This is a genomic window from Bradyrhizobium sp. 172 (assembly GCF_023101065.1).
GTDB classification, from domain to species: domain Bacteria; phylum Pseudomonadota; class Alphaproteobacteria; order Rhizobiales; family Xanthobacteraceae; genus Bradyrhizobium; species Bradyrhizobium canariense_D.
Genome location: NZ_CP064701.1, coordinates 3,497,613 through 3,512,283 on the forward strand (window position 1 = coordinate 3,497,613; position 14,671 = coordinate 3,512,283).

Annotated in this window: 13 protein-coding genes; 5 read left to right on the forward strand and 8 right to left on the reverse strand. The window is 63.7% G+C overall.

Annotated elements, in window-relative coordinates; all coding sequences use genetic code 11:
• The first annotated feature begins 200 nt into the window (after positions 1-200).
• Entirely contained in the window at positions 201-422 is a 222-nt protein-coding gene (locus tag IVB07_RS16875; RefSeq protein WP_026232889.1) for a hypothetical protein, read from the forward strand.
• A 53-nt stretch (positions 423-475) separates the two neighbouring features.
• Positions 476-856, forward strand: a complete 381-nt coding sequence (locus IVB07_RS16880) for a hypothetical protein (RefSeq protein WP_018455151.1) — start codon at positions 476-478, stop codon at positions 854-856.
• 251 nt (positions 857-1,107) lie between these two features.
• On the opposite strand, the gene IVB07_RS16885 is transcribed toward IVB07_RS16880, so the two are convergent.
• Together IVB07_RS16885 and IVB07_RS16890 are read right to left on the reverse strand one after the other, a co-directional pair.
• A complete protein-coding gene (locus IVB07_RS16885; protein WP_085395626.1) occupies positions 1,108-2,025 on the reverse strand; it encodes an NADP-dependent oxidoreductase in 918 nt (305 codons plus the stop codon).
• Positions 2,026-2,394: 369 nt separating this feature from the next.
• Positions 2,395-3,207, reverse strand: coding sequence for an aminoglycoside phosphotransferase family protein (locus IVB07_RS16890; RefSeq protein ID WP_247296504.1), 813 nt, complete (start codon positions 3,205-3,207; stop codon positions 2,395-2,397).
• A gap of 212 nt (positions 3,208-3,419) precedes the next feature.
• Here IVB07_RS16890 and plsY point away from each other — a divergent pair, with 212 nt between their 5' ends.
• Entirely contained in the window at positions 3,420-4,103 is a 684-nt protein-coding gene (gene plsY, locus IVB07_RS16895) for a glycerol-3-phosphate 1-O-acyltransferase PlsY (RefSeq protein ID WP_085395627.1), read from the forward strand.
• Between the two features lie 1,364 nt (positions 4,104-5,467).
• On the opposite strand, the gene rpmG is transcribed toward plsY, so the two are convergent.
• Complete coding sequence (gene rpmG / locus IVB07_RS16900; RefSeq protein ID WP_007603295.1) at positions 5,468-5,635, reverse strand: 50S ribosomal protein L33; 168 nt, start codon at positions 5,633-5,635, stop codon at positions 5,468-5,470.
• 124 nt (positions 5,636-5,759) lie between these two features.
• Positions 5,760-7,085 carry an LLM class flavin-dependent oxidoreductase gene (locus IVB07_RS16905; protein ID WP_247296507.1) on the reverse strand — a complete coding sequence of 442 codons (1,326 nt, stop codon included), beginning with the start codon at positions 7,083-7,085 and terminating at the stop codon, positions 5,760-5,762.
• 215 nt (positions 7,086-7,300) lie between these two features.
• On the opposite strand from IVB07_RS16905, the gene IVB07_RS16910 reads away from it, so the two are divergent.
• Complete coding sequence (locus IVB07_RS16910; protein ID WP_247338479.1) at positions 7,301-7,861, forward strand: hypothetical protein; 561 nt, start codon at positions 7,301-7,303, stop codon at positions 7,859-7,861.
• Here IVB07_RS16910 and IVB07_RS16915 read toward each other — a convergent pair whose 3' ends face one another.
• The 4 genes from IVB07_RS16915 to topA are packed head-to-tail and all read right to left on the reverse strand — an operon-like array spanning position 7,862 to position 14,185.
• Positions 7,862-8,611: an NUDIX hydrolase gene (locus IVB07_RS16915; protein ID WP_085351448.1), complete on the reverse strand. Its 750-nt coding sequence runs from the start codon at positions 8,609-8,611 to the stop codon at positions 7,862-7,864.
• Positions 8,612-8,644: 33 nt separating this feature from the next.
• Positions 8,645-9,085, reverse strand: a complete 441-nt coding sequence (locus IVB07_RS16920; protein ID WP_018458336.1) for a DUF983 domain-containing protein — start codon at positions 9,083-9,085, stop codon at positions 8,645-8,647.
• Positions 9,079-11,433: a ribonuclease R gene (rnr, locus tag IVB07_RS16925; protein WP_247767757.1), complete on the reverse strand. Its 2,355-nt coding sequence runs from the start codon at positions 11,431-11,433 to the stop codon at positions 9,079-9,081. Before rnr ends, IVB07_RS16920 begins: the two co-directional genes overlap by 7 nt.
• 7 nt (positions 11,434-11,440) lie before the next feature.
• On the reverse strand, positions 11,441-14,185 hold the full coding sequence (gene topA, locus IVB07_RS16930) for a type I DNA topoisomerase (protein WP_085383371.1): 2,745 nt from the start codon (positions 14,183-14,185) through the stop codon (positions 11,441-11,443).
• Between the two features lie 281 nt (positions 14,186-14,466).
• Here topA and IVB07_RS16935 point away from each other — a divergent pair, with 281 nt between their 5' ends.
• Positions 14,467-14,652: a hypothetical protein gene (locus tag IVB07_RS16935; RefSeq protein WP_018458332.1), complete on the forward strand. Its 186-nt coding sequence runs from the start codon at positions 14,467-14,469 to the stop codon at positions 14,650-14,652.
• The last annotated feature ends 19 nt before the right edge of the window (positions 14,653-14,671 follow it).

Here is a 14,671-nt window from a genome sequence, read left to right on the forward strand (position 1 = left end):
TTTGTAGGCGGAACGGCAGTTTGGAACGACTCGTCAGTTACCAAGTTTTCCCAATGCCCATCCCCAAGTGGGTGATTCAGTCGGGCCCCAGCTCTTCCCCCATTGCCCCCCGGGAGCTGGGGCCCATTTTGTTGCGCCTTCCGGCGCCGGTTTCGGAGCTTCGACAACATTCAGTCATGAAGCAACAAGGAGGGATCCGCATGCCGATCCAAGTCGTGATGGACAGTACCGGCGACAGCCGTCACTTTTTCGACGCCAACGATGCACGAGAAGTAGCCAAGGCGGAGCAGCGATTCCGCGAGCTGAGGAACGTCGGCTTCACCGCCGCGGTCCGGACCGGTTCAAATCAGGTGTCGCAGATCCGATCGTTCGACCCCACTGCGGAAGAAACTCTCTTCTTCCCCAGGCTGGTCGGCGGCTGAATCGCTGAGCCGTGTGGCTGTTCAGGCCGTCCCGGCCGGGTGAACGCTCACGGATGAGGGCTGCAAAGGCGCTGTTCATTAGACACGGCGCCGAGAGCACTCCCGAAGGACGCGCGCTGCTGCTGCTGCGGCATTGCCTCTCGCCCCTCCAGCGGCGGCAATTCACGCAAACAGGCTATTTCGATGTGGTCGGCGGCGATACGGGCAACCGCTATAGGATCTATGCGGGAGCGGCTGCGAATGTCTGCGAGATCGGCGAAAACGGTCGCCCAAAGATCGGCTTGTGCTTCCTGCCCGTTGGCGATCTTCCGATTGGCGACGTCATGCTGGCCCAGAAGATCGCGCTCGAAACGTGCGAGGCCAGCGCGCTCGCAGTAGCCCGAAAGTTCACTCCCAGCGGTTTCTTGTTCAGCCGGTCCCGCCCGCTTCGCTAGCCGCGGTGTTGCGTCAGTCAAGTTTGGGCGTCGGTGACGTCTCCCATTGGCCCATCTGCGACCTCGAAGGCCTTCAGGTCTGCGGCCGATGTTGGCGGTAAACCGGACATCTGGCGGGCGGCCGCTTAATGAGTACACGCCCTGGCAGGGCGGAAGCGCATGCTTCGTCTCCATCGCGGCGGATAATCCAGCGGGCATCCGAGCTGCTGGTGATCGCCGGCCGGTCGCGCGCATCAATGGGCGTGCGTCTCTCAGGGACGAATGTGGATAATCGTATTCCCCTTGCGTCGCTTGGTCGGATTTAACGCGGCGACGGCATCATCGAGGGTCGAGACGTTGCCGATGTTCGTCCGCAGTCGTCCGTCCCGCACCCGCCGTACGATCTCACTCAGTTGGGCTCGATCGGACTCGACGACGAAGTCGACCGCCAGGCCATCGGAGGGCCGCGTCTCGGCCGGCCCCACGATCGTCACCAATGTTCCTCCGGCTCGGATCAGTGCTGCGGATCGCTTCTGGATGTCACCGCCGATGACATCGAAGACCAGATCGACTTTGCCCACGTCCTTCAGGGTATCGTTGTCGAGGTCGACGAACTCCTTCGCGCCGAAGTCGAGCACCGTCTGACGGTCGGCGGCGCGTCCAGAGCCGATGACGTAGGCGCCGGCCTCTCGTGCGAGTTGCGTCACCATCGATCCGACTGCGCCGGCCGCGCCGTGTGCGAGGACGCTTTGCCCCGCCTGAAGGCGGCCGTGTTGGAACAGCCCTTGCCACGCCGTCAGGCCCGAGATCGGCAGACTCGCACCTACCGTAAAGTCGACGTCGCCCGGCAGCGGTGCAAGGTTGCGTGCCTCGATCGCCACATACTCGGCCAGCGTGCCGTCGCGATACCAGTCCGCGAGGCCGAACACCCGCTGTCCGACTGATAGTCCCGTTGTGCCATATCCGAGGGCGGAGACCACTCCGGCCAGCTCGTGCCCAGGGATCGACGGTGTTCGGTCACGTTCGAGGCGATCGGTCCAGGTCGAGGGCCACGCCAGCTCAGTCGGTACAAATCCCGACGCATGAACCTGAACGACGACGTCGTTTATCGCTGCCTGCGGCTCGGGCCGGTCCATGAGCTTCATCCCGGCCCTTCCTGCGGCCTGGTCCGTTACAACGATCGCCTTCATGGGAATTATCTCCTCGGTCATTTGTCTCTTGGGCGAATAATGCAAAGAGCGTGGACGCACCGGCATCCACAGAATGTCAGGCTGTGTGGAACTCGTGTCTTCGTGTCCGCAATCTCCGCTCTCCGCATTGACCGGGGCTCCCACTCATCCTGATGGATAGGGATCGCTCCGGTCGCCGGTCGTCAGCGAATAGATGCGTTGCGCCCGGCTATAAAACAGGACCAAGAATGCCGATTTTGGCTGTACCAAGCGCGAGGGCCGCCTCCCGATACAACCCGATTGTGCCAAACGGCTCCACTGGCTGCCGAGATTTGCTCGGTGATCGAGAGCGCCTTGAGACGGCGAACAGGAATCGAGGTTGCGGACGGTTCAGTCTTTCGCGCGCAGCCCCGCTTCGATGCGCTGGATCAGTTGCTCCCGCAGCGCAGGCACCACGTTTCCGAGGACGACGAAGGTGCGGACGATAGGCAAATACGGCTCCATTGCCGCCGTCAACTCCGCCAGAGACATGCCGGCCAGCCGCGCATATTCGGATTGCGCCGCCGCATTGGTCGCGCGCGGCCGCTCCGGATTGTCGGCTATTTTCGGGCCGAGCTCGGACAGGATGACATGCAAGAACCCAAGATCGAGGGCGGCGGGCCCGCGCATCGCGAAGGTCCAGTCGACGAGCTTGGGGCCTTCCGCAGTCATGATCACGTTGCCGGGGCTAAGGTCGCAATGGCAAAGCCCGCCGCCGGTCGACAGGCGATCGATCAGGGTGAGGATGTCAGTGGCGACGTGCTTCGGGACCTTGCCGTCGTCGTGCCGCAACTCGCTCTCCATATACGCGCGCATGGAGGGGAGCTCCGGCGGTGGCGACGTCTTGTGAAGAGACATGGCCAGAGCCGCGATGATCGCGCCCGCCTGTTCGAACGTCACCGCGCCGGTGCGCGAGAGATGCCGCAGGGTCGGTCCGTCGAGGCGCTCCAGCACGATGCCGAAGCGCCCGTCCAGCGTCACCTCTCCCAACACCGCCGGCACGGGGACGCCGGCGGCGTGCACGGCGCGGATCATGCGTACCTCGTGTCGGCCGAGCAGATGAGAGACGCCGGCCTTAAACAGCTTCACGACCTGACCGGGCGCCCAGGCGTAGGCCTCGGAGAAGGCCCCTTCACCGATCTTTTCCCCCAGCGATCCCTGCATGTCCGTTCTCCGCCGCGCAGATGAAACACCGGCGGCGAGAAAAAAGGAACCCTTCCCGTCGCGGGGGCAGCCGGACATTATCATCGCGTTTCAACCTGCAGAGACCTTCGATCGCAGTCGCAGCCTCGGGGCCGTGATCGGCCACTTGTGACGTATAGCGGTCAGACGAAGTCGGGGATAAAACAGCGTTCAGGAAACTGGATCCAAAACCCATGGCTTTTTGGACAGCGGGCGCGGTTGGGTTGTTGATCGCCTATCTCCTTGGCTCGGTCCCCACGGGCCATCTGGCGGGGAAGCTGCTCAGGGGCATCGACATCCGAAGGCATGGCTCCAAGTCCACCGGGGCAACGAATGTCTTGCGCACTCTCGGCAAGGGGGCTGCCTTGTTCGTGCTCGTCGGCGATGTGCTGAAGGGCGTGGGTGCCATCATCGTCGCGCGTTCGTTCTGCCCTTGGCTGTACGCGGAAATATCCCCGCCGCCGACAGCGTCTGATCTGCATGTCTGGGTGCCATGGGCTGTTTGTCTGGCTGGACTTGCTGTGCTGTTGGGACATAGCCGATCGATCTGGCTGAACTTCACGGGCGGCAAGTCGGCTGCCGCGGGGCTCGGTGTGTTGCTGGCGATGTCTTGGCCCGTCGGATTGGGGGCTGCAGCCGTCTTTGGCCTCGTGCTGGCTATGACCAGGATCGTTTCCTTGAGCTCGATGCTCGCGGCTTTGACGTCAATCGTTCTTGTCTGCGCGGTCGAGCACCCATTGCCGTATCGGTTGCTGGTGATCGGAGGCGGCCTCTACGTGATCATCCGCCATCGTGCCAACATCCAAAGGCTTTTGGCGGGAACGGAGCCGCGTCTGGTTCGAAATGGCCAGGGTACGAAAGCGGAAGTGCAGGTTTAGCAGACGACTTATTTGCCGCGCTTATTGAGGTGCAGCAACGCTCAGTTGTCGAACGGCGCTGAGCGATATCAATTCACAATAGCGAACCCAACGGAGGGAACATGGCCTTCAGATCAGCGAGCTTTGTCCTCAATGCTGGAACATGGGAGGCCAAGGTAGGAGACCGTCCGTTTCACGGTTATTACTCATCCATACTGACCAGCGAAAATGGACAACTGAGGATTATCGAAGAAACGGTTGCAGTCGCAGCGCCCTGATCGTCTCGGTGATCAGCCGAAGCGGGAGCGCATAGCGGAGGCGACAGTTCCAGAAGCACGCTTCCTCGCGCTCTCGTGCCCCGGCGCAGCGCGGCGCTTCTTTAGCGGTGCGTTGCAGAGCCGGGGCCCAGTCGCTGGTTGTATTGTGTGGCTTTCTGGGTCCCGGTTCTGCGCAGCAACGCTTGCGCGTTGCAGCGCGCCCGGGACACGCGAGCGCCCAAGACGGGCCAGAAAAAGCCCATTCAAGCTCCGTGACGTCCGCGAACTTACGACAGGAGAGCTAAGTTCAACTGCGCCAGAAAGCCGGCGGACGGGATGGACTAACGCGTGCGTCCTGACCGCTTGAGATCGGCGACCTTAAACCTGTTGCCGGCGGCCAGACTGCTGCACAACCAGTGAGCCTTGTTTCGGTTGTCGCCCAGGAACGTCCTGGTTTCGACGCAGTCCAGGTAGGATTTGTGGGTGATGGTGTCTCGGCAGGTCGGCGAGAAAGGTCCGTAGTCTATGTTGCCGCCCGACACGCTGCATCCAACCCAGGGATCTTTGCCGCTTGGGAAGCTTGATGCACAGCCACCGTTGCAGCTGCTGGCGACTTTCTCCAGGCTGGCAATCCTCCCCATCACAGAACCCGGCGCATACGAAGGCGTTCGCGCGACTGACGTTTGAGCTGTTGAGGCAGTCCGACGCGGCGCAATTGTGTTTGCTCCTCGCTCCGACACGTGCGGCCTTGCCACCTGTTTCGGCGCGTCGACCGTGACGGGAGGAATCGTGGCGGCGGAGCCGGTTGGGATTTGCGACGCTGCCGGCGCGCACAGCAAGACGGTCGACAAGACAGCGATGGTTGAAGGCACGACAAGGCTTGATGCGAATCTCATGACCATGTCCTTCCAAATCCGGACGGAAATTTCCGCCCGGCAAGTGCACGGTAACATACATTCGGGAGCGAGCAACCGAAGGTTGAAAAAAATCTGGCCATGACTCGCTGTGCCCAGCTCGCAGCGTAGCGTCACGTCCACGGGGCGCTGCTGCGTATCCGGACACGAGAGAGGGGCCAAAATAAAACGGGACCCGAAAGGGCCCCGCAAAAGTCTTCTACGTTCCGCGATCTTACTTGATCTTGGCTTCGCGGAATTCGACGTGCTTGCGCGCCACGGGGTCGTACTTCTTCTTGACCAGCTTGTCGGTCATGGTGCGCGAATTCTTCTTGGCGACGTAGTAGAAGCCAGTGTCGGCCGAGGACACGAGCTTGACCTTGATGGTGACCGCTTTGGCCATGTTCAGAACCTCAGGAATGAAGGGAATCTGGAGCCGGCCAAATGGCCCGCGTTGGCCGGCAACCTAGCCAGAAACCGCCTGATGTCAAGATTTTAGGGCTCGAAAAGCACCCAGATCAGGCCGATTACGCCTCGAAGAACCGGTTTTTGGGCCGAGGCAGGCCCAGATTCTCTCTCAAAGTGGGCCCTTCGTACTCTTTCCGGAAAATCCCGCGGCGCTGCAGCTCCGGGACCACCTTGTCGACGAAATCGTCGAGGCCGGCAGGCAGGAACGGGAACATGATGTTGAAGCCGTCGGAGCCGCACCCGACCAGCCATTCCTCCATCTGGTCGGCGATGGTTTTGGCCGTGCCGACGAAGGATAGCCCGCCATAGCCGCCGACGCGTTGGGCGAGCTGGCGCACCGTGAGCTTGTCGCGGGCCGCGAGGTCGACCATGCGCTGGCGACCGCTCTTGCTGGCATTGGTCTCCGGGATTTCCGGCAATTGCCCATCCGGATCGAAGCCGGAGGCATCCGTGCCGAGGATGACCGAGAGCGAGGCGATGGCGCTGTCGTAATGCACGCGGCTGTCGAGCAGCGCGCGTTTCTCCCTGGCCTCGTCGACGCTGTCGCCGACCACGACGAAGGCGCCGGGCAGAATCTTGAGGTGTTCAGGATCGCGGCCGACCTTCTCCATGCGGCCCTTGATATCGGCATAGAGTTTCTGGCTGTCGGCAAGGCTGCCGCCGCCGGTGAAGACGGCTTCCGCGGTCTCGGCGGCGAGCTGCCTGCCGTCCTCGGAGGCGCCGGCCTGCACGATCACCGGCCAGCCCTGGACCGGGCGGGCGATGTTGAGGGGACCGCGCACCTTCAGATATTTGCCGTGATGGTCGAGCACATGCATCTTGGCGGGATCGACGAACACGCCGCTTTCGACGTCGCGCACGAAGGCGTCGTCGGCAAAGGAATCCCACAGGCCCGTGACGACGTCGTAGAACTCGCGGGCGCGCTTGTAGCGCTCGGCGTGCTCCATGTGGTCGTCGAGGCCGAAATTCAGCGCCGCATCCGGGTTCGAGGTGGTGACGATGTTCCAGCCCGCCCGCCCGCCGCTGAGATGGTCGAGCGAGGCGAAGCGCCGTGCGACGTGATAGGGCTCGTCGAACGTGGTCGAGCCCGTCGCGATCAGGCCGATCCGCTCGGTGACGGCCGAGAGCGCCGACAACAGCGTGAAGGGTTCGAACGAGGTGACCGTGTGGCTGCGCTTGAGCGCATTGACCGGCATGTTCAGCACGGCGAGGTGATCGGCCATGAAGAAGGCGTCGAACTTGCCGGCCTCGAGCTTCTGGATCAGCGTCTTGATGTGGCCGAAGTTGAAATTGGCGTCCGGCCAAGCCCCGGGATAGCGCCAGGCACCGGTGTGGATGCTGATCGGGCGCATGAACGCGCCAAGCTTGAGTTGCCGTTGTGCCATCGCCCGGTGTCCGTTCTTGGTGTCGTTCCCGAAGACATAGGCACGCCGCGGAACTCCGCCATCGGGGGAGGTAGGAAGATTATTTTGTTTTTCGCGACGCCCTGAGCACATTCGCGTCATTCCGGGCCGCGCCCGGAATGACGGAGGAGTCCCATCGAACCGATCCACGGCTCACTCCGACCAAGCCATGACTTTCGCTCCCGAGGAGACCTTCGATGGCAGGTGCAATGACCGTGGACGGGCGCATCGTCCGCATCGACCGGCCCATGCCCTGGGTCGGGCGGCTGCTGTCATTGCCGCTGCTGGCGGCGAGCTTCTATCTGCTGTGGAATGTCGCGCTCGGCCTGCGGCAGGATTTCTCCGGTTTTGGGCGGCTCGCCGATGATCTCATGCCGGTGGTGGTGTTCACGGGACTCGGGCTGCTCGTGGGCATCCCCGGAATCATCCTGCTCACCTTTCGCACCTTCGTCGTGCTGAACGAGACGCTGCGCCAGATCGTCATCACCAGGCAGTTCGGCCCGCTGAATTTTCGCAAGCATCGCGATCTCGCCGATTATCATTTCATCAGCATTACCGACGACGACGATCCGGAGCTGACGACATATGATGTCAATCTTTGCGGCAACAAAGGGACCGAGCCGATCACGCTGATGAGCTTCACCAAGCGCGAGGAAGCCAGTCGCTTCGCCAGCGAGCTCGGGCGAGTGCTGAACCTTCCCGCGCGCGACTATGTCGGCACCGAGCCCGACGCGGACAATGCGGACGTCACGAACTGATCAGCTCAAAATATCCTTCTGCATCTTGCCGCCGTAGAAATGGAAGAACGGCACCGGCGCATCGTGGCGGAGCGGGCCGGTGGCAAGGCGCGCGTCGAGCTCGTTGAGCACATTGCGCGTCATCGGATGCAGATCGGCGAGCGGCTTCGAGCCGAGCTCGACCCAGACCAGCTCGACAAGCTCGGCATCGGCGTGGATCACGCCGTCGACGCGATGGGTGATCGCGGAGGCGTCCGCCGTGAAGAAGCGCGTGTCGAACCGCTTGACGCGGCCGGGCGGGGTGATTGCGCGCGCGATCAGGAACAGGCTGGAGGGATCCGGCAACAGGCCCGCATCCGCGAACGGCTTCCAGGCGCCTTCGAGTTTTGTCTTTACCTCGGCCTTGCGTCCGAGGCAGAGACCCGTTTCCTCGCAGGCCTCGCGGATCGCGGCGATCGCCAGCGATTTTGCGCGGGAGGCCGGCGTCTTCGGGCTGCCCTTGGCGAGATTGGCTTCCAGTTCGGCGGTGATCGGCGCCGCGCATGGTACGCGATAATCGTCCTTGTCGACGCGGCCGCCCGGGAAAACGAATTTTCCGGGCATGAACACCACCTTGTCGTGGCGCTTGCCGACCAGGACTTTTGGAATGGCTCCGCTGCGGTCGACCAGGATCAGTGTCGCGGCATCCCTAGGGCGGAAATAGGGATGATGATCGGCTTCCTTGCCCTCGTGGATCTTTGCCTTGTCGGCTGCCTGCGACGTATCCGTCATGTCCTCACCCAAACCACTACTTGTTTATTTTGCTTACACCGGCGGAATACCATCCGTCGGGTTCTCGTCAAACCCGTGCATGCGCAGAGCCCATTGCAATCCGACCACGGCTCCCTTCACCGGCTGCAGCAGTGCCAGCGAGGCGACGAAGGTGAAGGGCAGATAGGCCGCGAAGCTGATCCAGACCGGCGTCGTATAGTTGGTCTCGATCCACAGAATAGTCGGCACCACGATGTGCCCGACAATGACGATGACGAGATAGGCTGGCAAATCGTCGGCCCGATGCGGCGTGACATCGAGGCCGCAGACGGAGCAGTTATCCGCGGTCTTCAGGAAGGCGCGGAACAGCTTTCCCTCGCCGCAGCGCGGGCAGCGGCCGCGAAAGCCGCGCCTCATCGCAGCAAAGACGTCGCGCTTCTCGACGAGGCCGGTGTCGCGGGTCCAGATCTTCGGCGCCGTGCTCGTCGTCACCATGCCTTGCCCTTCTGGCCCTTGCCCTTGCTTTTTCCCTTGGCCGTTTTCCCCTTGCCGGGCTTCTTCGGCTTGTCCGGCTTGCGCTTCTTGTCAGGACTGCGCCCGGGGTGCGCCTTGAACGAGCGGCGGCGTTGCGGACCGGAGGACCTGCGGCCCCGCGGTGCGGTCTCGCCGGACGAGGACAGCAGCTCGAAGCGCAACGCGCCTGCGATCGGAGCCGCCTCGATCAGGCGGACGTCGACAACATCACCGAGCTGATGCATGGTGCCGCTGCGGGTGCCGACCAGGGCGTGGCGGCCCTCGTCATAGTTGAAATATTCCGTGCCGAGGGATCGGATCGGGATCAGGCCGTCGGCGCCGGTCTCGGCGAGCTTGACGAACAGGCCGGCGCGCGTGACGCCGGAGACGCGGCCCTGGAAGCTCGAACCGATGCGGTCGGCGAGGTGATGGGCGATCAGGCGGTCGACGGTCTCGCGCTCCGCTTTCATCGCGCGCCGCTCGGTCACTGAGATATGAGCTGCGACCTCGCTCAACGTTTCCGGCGTCTCGGTGTCGGGCAGCGCGCCTTCGCCGAGGCCGAGCGCGCGAACCAGCGCACGGTGCACGACAAGGTCGGCGTAGCGGCGGATCGGCGAGGTGAAATGCGCATAGCGGCGCAAATTCAGGCCGAAATGACCGTAATTCTCCGAAGAGTATTCGGCCTGTGCCTGGGCGCGCAGCACGACCTCGCTGACCAGCGGAAAGTGGTCGTGGCCTTCGAGCTGCGCCAGCACGCGGTTGAACAGAGCGGGGCGCAGCGCGCCGCCTTTCGCGAACGGAACGTCCAGCGTCGCCAGGAATTCCGCGAGCGCGTGGACCTTTTCCAGGGTCGGCTCGTCATGCACCCGGTAGATCAGCGGCAGCGACTTCTTCTCGAGCATCTCGGCTGCCGCGACATTGGCGAGGATCATGAACTCCTCGATCAGCTTGTGCGCGTCGAGCCTGTCGGGCACGACGATGCGGTCGACCGTGCCGTCGGGCTTGAGCAGGATCTTGCGCTCGGGCAGATCGAGATTGAGCGGATCGCGCTCGTCGCGCGCGCGCTTGACGCAGGCATAGGCGGCATAAAGCGGCCTCAGGATTGGATCGAGCAGGGGGCCGGTGGTGTCGTCCGGCCTTCCGTCGATCGCGGCCTGCGCCTGCGCATAGTTCAGCTTGGCTGCGGAGCGCATCAGGATGCGGTGGAAGCTGTGCGACCGTTTCCGCCCGTCCGGCGCGATGATCATCCGCACCGCGAGCGCGCCGCGCGGCTCGCCCGGCACCAGCGAGCAGAGATCGTTGGAGATGCGCTCGGGCAGCATCGGCACGACGCGGTCGGGGAAATAGACCGAGTTGCCGCGATCGAGCGCATCGCGGTCGAGCGCGGTGCCCGGTCGCACGTAGAAGCTCACATCGGCGATGGCGACATCGACGATGAAGCCGCCCTTGTTGTTGAGATCAGGATCCGGCTGCGCGTGTACCGCGTCGTCGTGATCCTTGGCATCCGGCGGATCGATGGTGACCAGCGGCACATCGCGCCAGTCCTCGCGCCCCTTCAGATTGGCCGGCTCCGCCGCTTCGGCTTCGCGCTCTGCCGCGGGACGGAATTGCAGCGGGATGTCGTGCGCGTAGATCGCGATCAGGCTGATCGCCTTCTCCGACTTGACCGAGCCGAGCTTCTCCTTGACGCGGCCTGACGCCAGCCCAAAGCCGCGCGAGCGGATGATGTCGACGCTGACGAGATCGCCGTCCTGCGCGCCGTGCGTCTCAGTCGGGGCGATGTTCAGCTCGCGGTCGGCGGACTTCTTGTCGACCGGGATGATCCGTCCGCCGCCTTCGGGCAGGCTGCGGAAGACGCCGAGGATGCGGCTCTTGGTCTTGTCGAAAACCTTGATGATGTGGCCGCGATAGGCCGGGCCTTCGGTCTCGTCGGAGCGCTCGACCCGCAGCAGCGCGCGATCGCCAACGCCGGCCGCGGTGCCGGGCTTCGGCCGGCGCGGCATCGTGATGAGGATCTTTGGCGGCTCGCCGCTTTCGACCTCGTCCCATTCAGTGGGGGAGGCGACCAGCTCGCCGTCGGCGTCGCGGCCGGTAATGTCGGCGACCAGCGTCGGCGGGAGGCTGTCCGGCTCTGAAATCGTATGGCGCTTTTTCTTGACGAGCCCGTCGTCGGCGAGCTCGCGCAGCATGCGCTTGAGCTCGATGCGGTCGGCGTTCTTCAGGCCGAACTCGCGTGCAATTTCGCGGGTTCCGACCTTTCCGGGATTTGCCTTGATGAAGGCGACGATGGCTGCCCTGTCGGGAAAGCCACGGTCATTCTTGCGTTTCACTTAGCCTCTATTTGGTGCCGGCACTTTTCTTGGCCGGAGCTTTGGCGCCAGCTGCCTTGGTCGGTGACGTTTTGGCCGTCGACGACACGGCTGCGCGCGCCTTGCTGGTGGATTCGGATTTGGGTTTGGCCGCCTTCTTCGCGGCCGGCTTTTTGGTTTTTGGTGCGGCGTCATCGCCGTCGGCGGCCTTCGCCGCAGCCTTCTTGGCCTTGGCCGGCTTCGCCGCTTTCTTCGGCTTCTTGCCGCCGCCCTTGGCCGCACGCTCGTCGATCAGCGCGATTGCCTGCGGCAGCGTGATGGCGTCTTTCTCGATGTCGCTCGGGATCGTGGCATTGACGCCACCCGCGGTGACATAGGCGCCGTAGCGGCCGCCCTTTACCGTGACGGTGCCGAGGGTGGGATGATCGCCGATCGCCCTGCCGGGATCAGCGCCGAAGCGGCGGCTCGGGCCCTTGGCGATCTTCTCCGCGATCAGCGTCACCGCGCGGTTGATGCCGATGTCGAACACCTCATCGCCGGCCTCGAGGCTGGCATAAGTCTTCTCGTGCTTCACGAACGGCCCGAAGCGGCCGAGACCCGCGGTGATCGGCTCACCGGTTTCCGGATGCTTGCCGATCTCGCGCGGCAGCGACAGCAGCTTGAGCGCAAGCTCGAGCTCGACATCTCCAGGGGACATCCCCTTCGGAATGCCTGCGCGCTTCGGCTTCTCGCCCTCCGCATAATCCTTCTGCTCGCCGAGCTGGATGTAGGGGCCGAACCGCCCGGCCTTGACCCAGACATCGCGGCCCGTATCCGGGTCCTGGCCGAGCGAACGATCGGCCGTTGCCTCGCCGTCGGCGGCGAGCTGACGGGTGTAGCGACATTCCGGATAGTTCGAACAGCCGACGAAGGCGCCGAACTTGCCGGCCTTGAGATTGAGCCGCCCGTTGCCGCAGCTGGGGCATTGCCTGATGTCGCCGCCATCGGTGCGGGGCGGGTAGATGTGCTGTCCCAGCATGTCGTCGAGCACGTCGAGCACCTGCGCGACGCGCAAATCCTTGATCTCGTCGACCGCGCCGATGAAGCCGGTCCAGAAATCCTTCAGCACCTGCTGCCAGGAGATCTCGTTGTTGGAGATGCGGTCGAGCTGCTCTTCCAGATTGGCGGTGAAGTCGTATTCAACGTAGCGGGCAAAGAAGCTTTCGAGGAACGCGACTACGACGCGGCCCTTGTCCTCGCCGTGCAGGCGCTTCTTCTCGAGCTTGACGTAGCCGCGGTCCTTCAGCACCTGGAGGATCGAGGCATAGGTCGAGGGCCGGCCGATGCCGAGCTCTTCCATGCGCTTGACCAGCGAGGCCTCGGAGAAGCGCGGCGGCGGCTCGGTGAAGTGCTGGGTGACGGCGAGCGACTGCCGCTTCAGCGCATCGTTGGGGCTCATCGCGGGCAGGCGGCGGGAGTCCTCGTCCTCCTCGTCGTCGCGGCCTTCCTGGTAAAGTGCGAGGAAGCCGTCGAACTTGACGACCTGGCCGGTGGCGCGCAGGTCCAGCGTGCGGCCGCCGACCTTCGCCGTGATGTCGACCGTGGTGCGTTCCAGCTCGGCCGATTCCATCTGGCTCGCGATGGTGCGCTTCCAGATCAGTTCATAGAGTCTCGCCTGGTCGGACTCGAGCTTGCGGCTCATGCTGTCGGGACGGCGCGACATGTCGGTCGGCCGGATCGCTTCGTGGGCTTCCTGGGCGTTCTTGGCCTTGGCCTGGTACTGACGCGGCGCGTCCGGCACATAGGCGTTGCCGTAATCCTCGCCGATCACCTTGCGGGCCTGGGTGATCGCGGACGGGTCGATCTGCACGCCGTCGGTACGCATATAAGTAATGAGTCCGGTGGTCTCGCCGCCGATGTCGATGCCTTCATAGAGCCGCTGCGCGATGCGCATGGTGTGCGCCGGCGCAAAGCCGTATTTGCGGCTGGCTTCCTGCTGCAGCGTCGAGGTGGTGAAGGGGGCCTGCGGATTGCGGCGGGCCGGCTTGGCATCGACCGCGGTCACCGCGTAGGCGGCTGCTTCCAGCGCCTTCTTGAAGTCTTCGGCTTCCGCGCCGGTGCCGATGTCGAGGCGCTGGATCTTCTTGCCGTCGGCGCCGACGAGACGGGCCTCGAAGGCGTCGCCGCGCGGCGTCAGCAGGGTCGCGATCAGCGACCAGTATTCGCGCGCAACGAACTTTTCGATCTCGAGCTCGCGGTCGCAGACCAGACGCAGCGCCACCGACTGCACGCGGCCCGCCGAGCGGGCGCCCGGCAGCTTGCGCCACAGCACGGGGGAGAGGGTGAAGCCGACCAGATAGTCCAGCGCGCGGCGCGCCATATAGGCGTCGACCAGCGCACCGTCGATCTGGCGCGGATTCTTCATCGCGTCCGTCACCGCCTGCTTGGTGATGGCGTTGAACACCACGCGCTCGATCTTGTGGTCCTTGATCGCGCGCTTCTCTTTCAGGACCTCCAGCACGTGCCAGGAGATGGCCTCGCCCTCGCGATCAGGGTCGGTGGCGAGAATCAGGCGATCGGCGTTCTTGAGGGACTTGGCAATGTCGTTGAGCCGGCCGGCCGCCTTGGGGTCGACCTCCCAGATCATCTTGAAATTGGCGTCGGGATCGACGGAGCCGTTCTTTGCCGGCAAGTCGCGGACATGGCCAAACGAGGCCAGAACCTCGTAGGACGAGCCCAAATACTTGTTGATCGTCTTGGCTTTCGCCGGCGACTCCACAATGACGATATTCATGTAGTTCCAGTAACTTATGGGGAAATTTGGGGCCGAATTCGATGAGATTCGGGTCGGCCCTTTCGTCCCGAACATGGGTGGTGAGGCCGTCGCTGTCAAATCGAGGGCTGTTGAGAGCCCTCCCGATGGGAAAAGTTTCATATCGAGAAAGTTGCAGAATACCACCTTTGAGTTGCGGTCGATGTCGGCGTAATGTTGCCGCGGGGCATGGATTCGGGTGGGGGCTGGTGACTAAGCCAGGAAAGAAACGGGCGGGCGCCGCATCGCGCGCGGGGGGAGGCTTGCGTCACGAGGAACCGGGGGAGGGCGGCGTCGAGGAGGCGGTCGCCTTCATCGCCGAGCAGGTCGGGGCCCTGCGCAAGCTTGCCGAACGGCACAGGCTCGACGTGCTGCATTATCTCCTGGGAATGACCAAGCTCGAGGCGGACGAGCATCTGCGGCTGAGGAGCAAGCGCAGGCTGTCGTGAAGGGGGCGATGTACTGCTC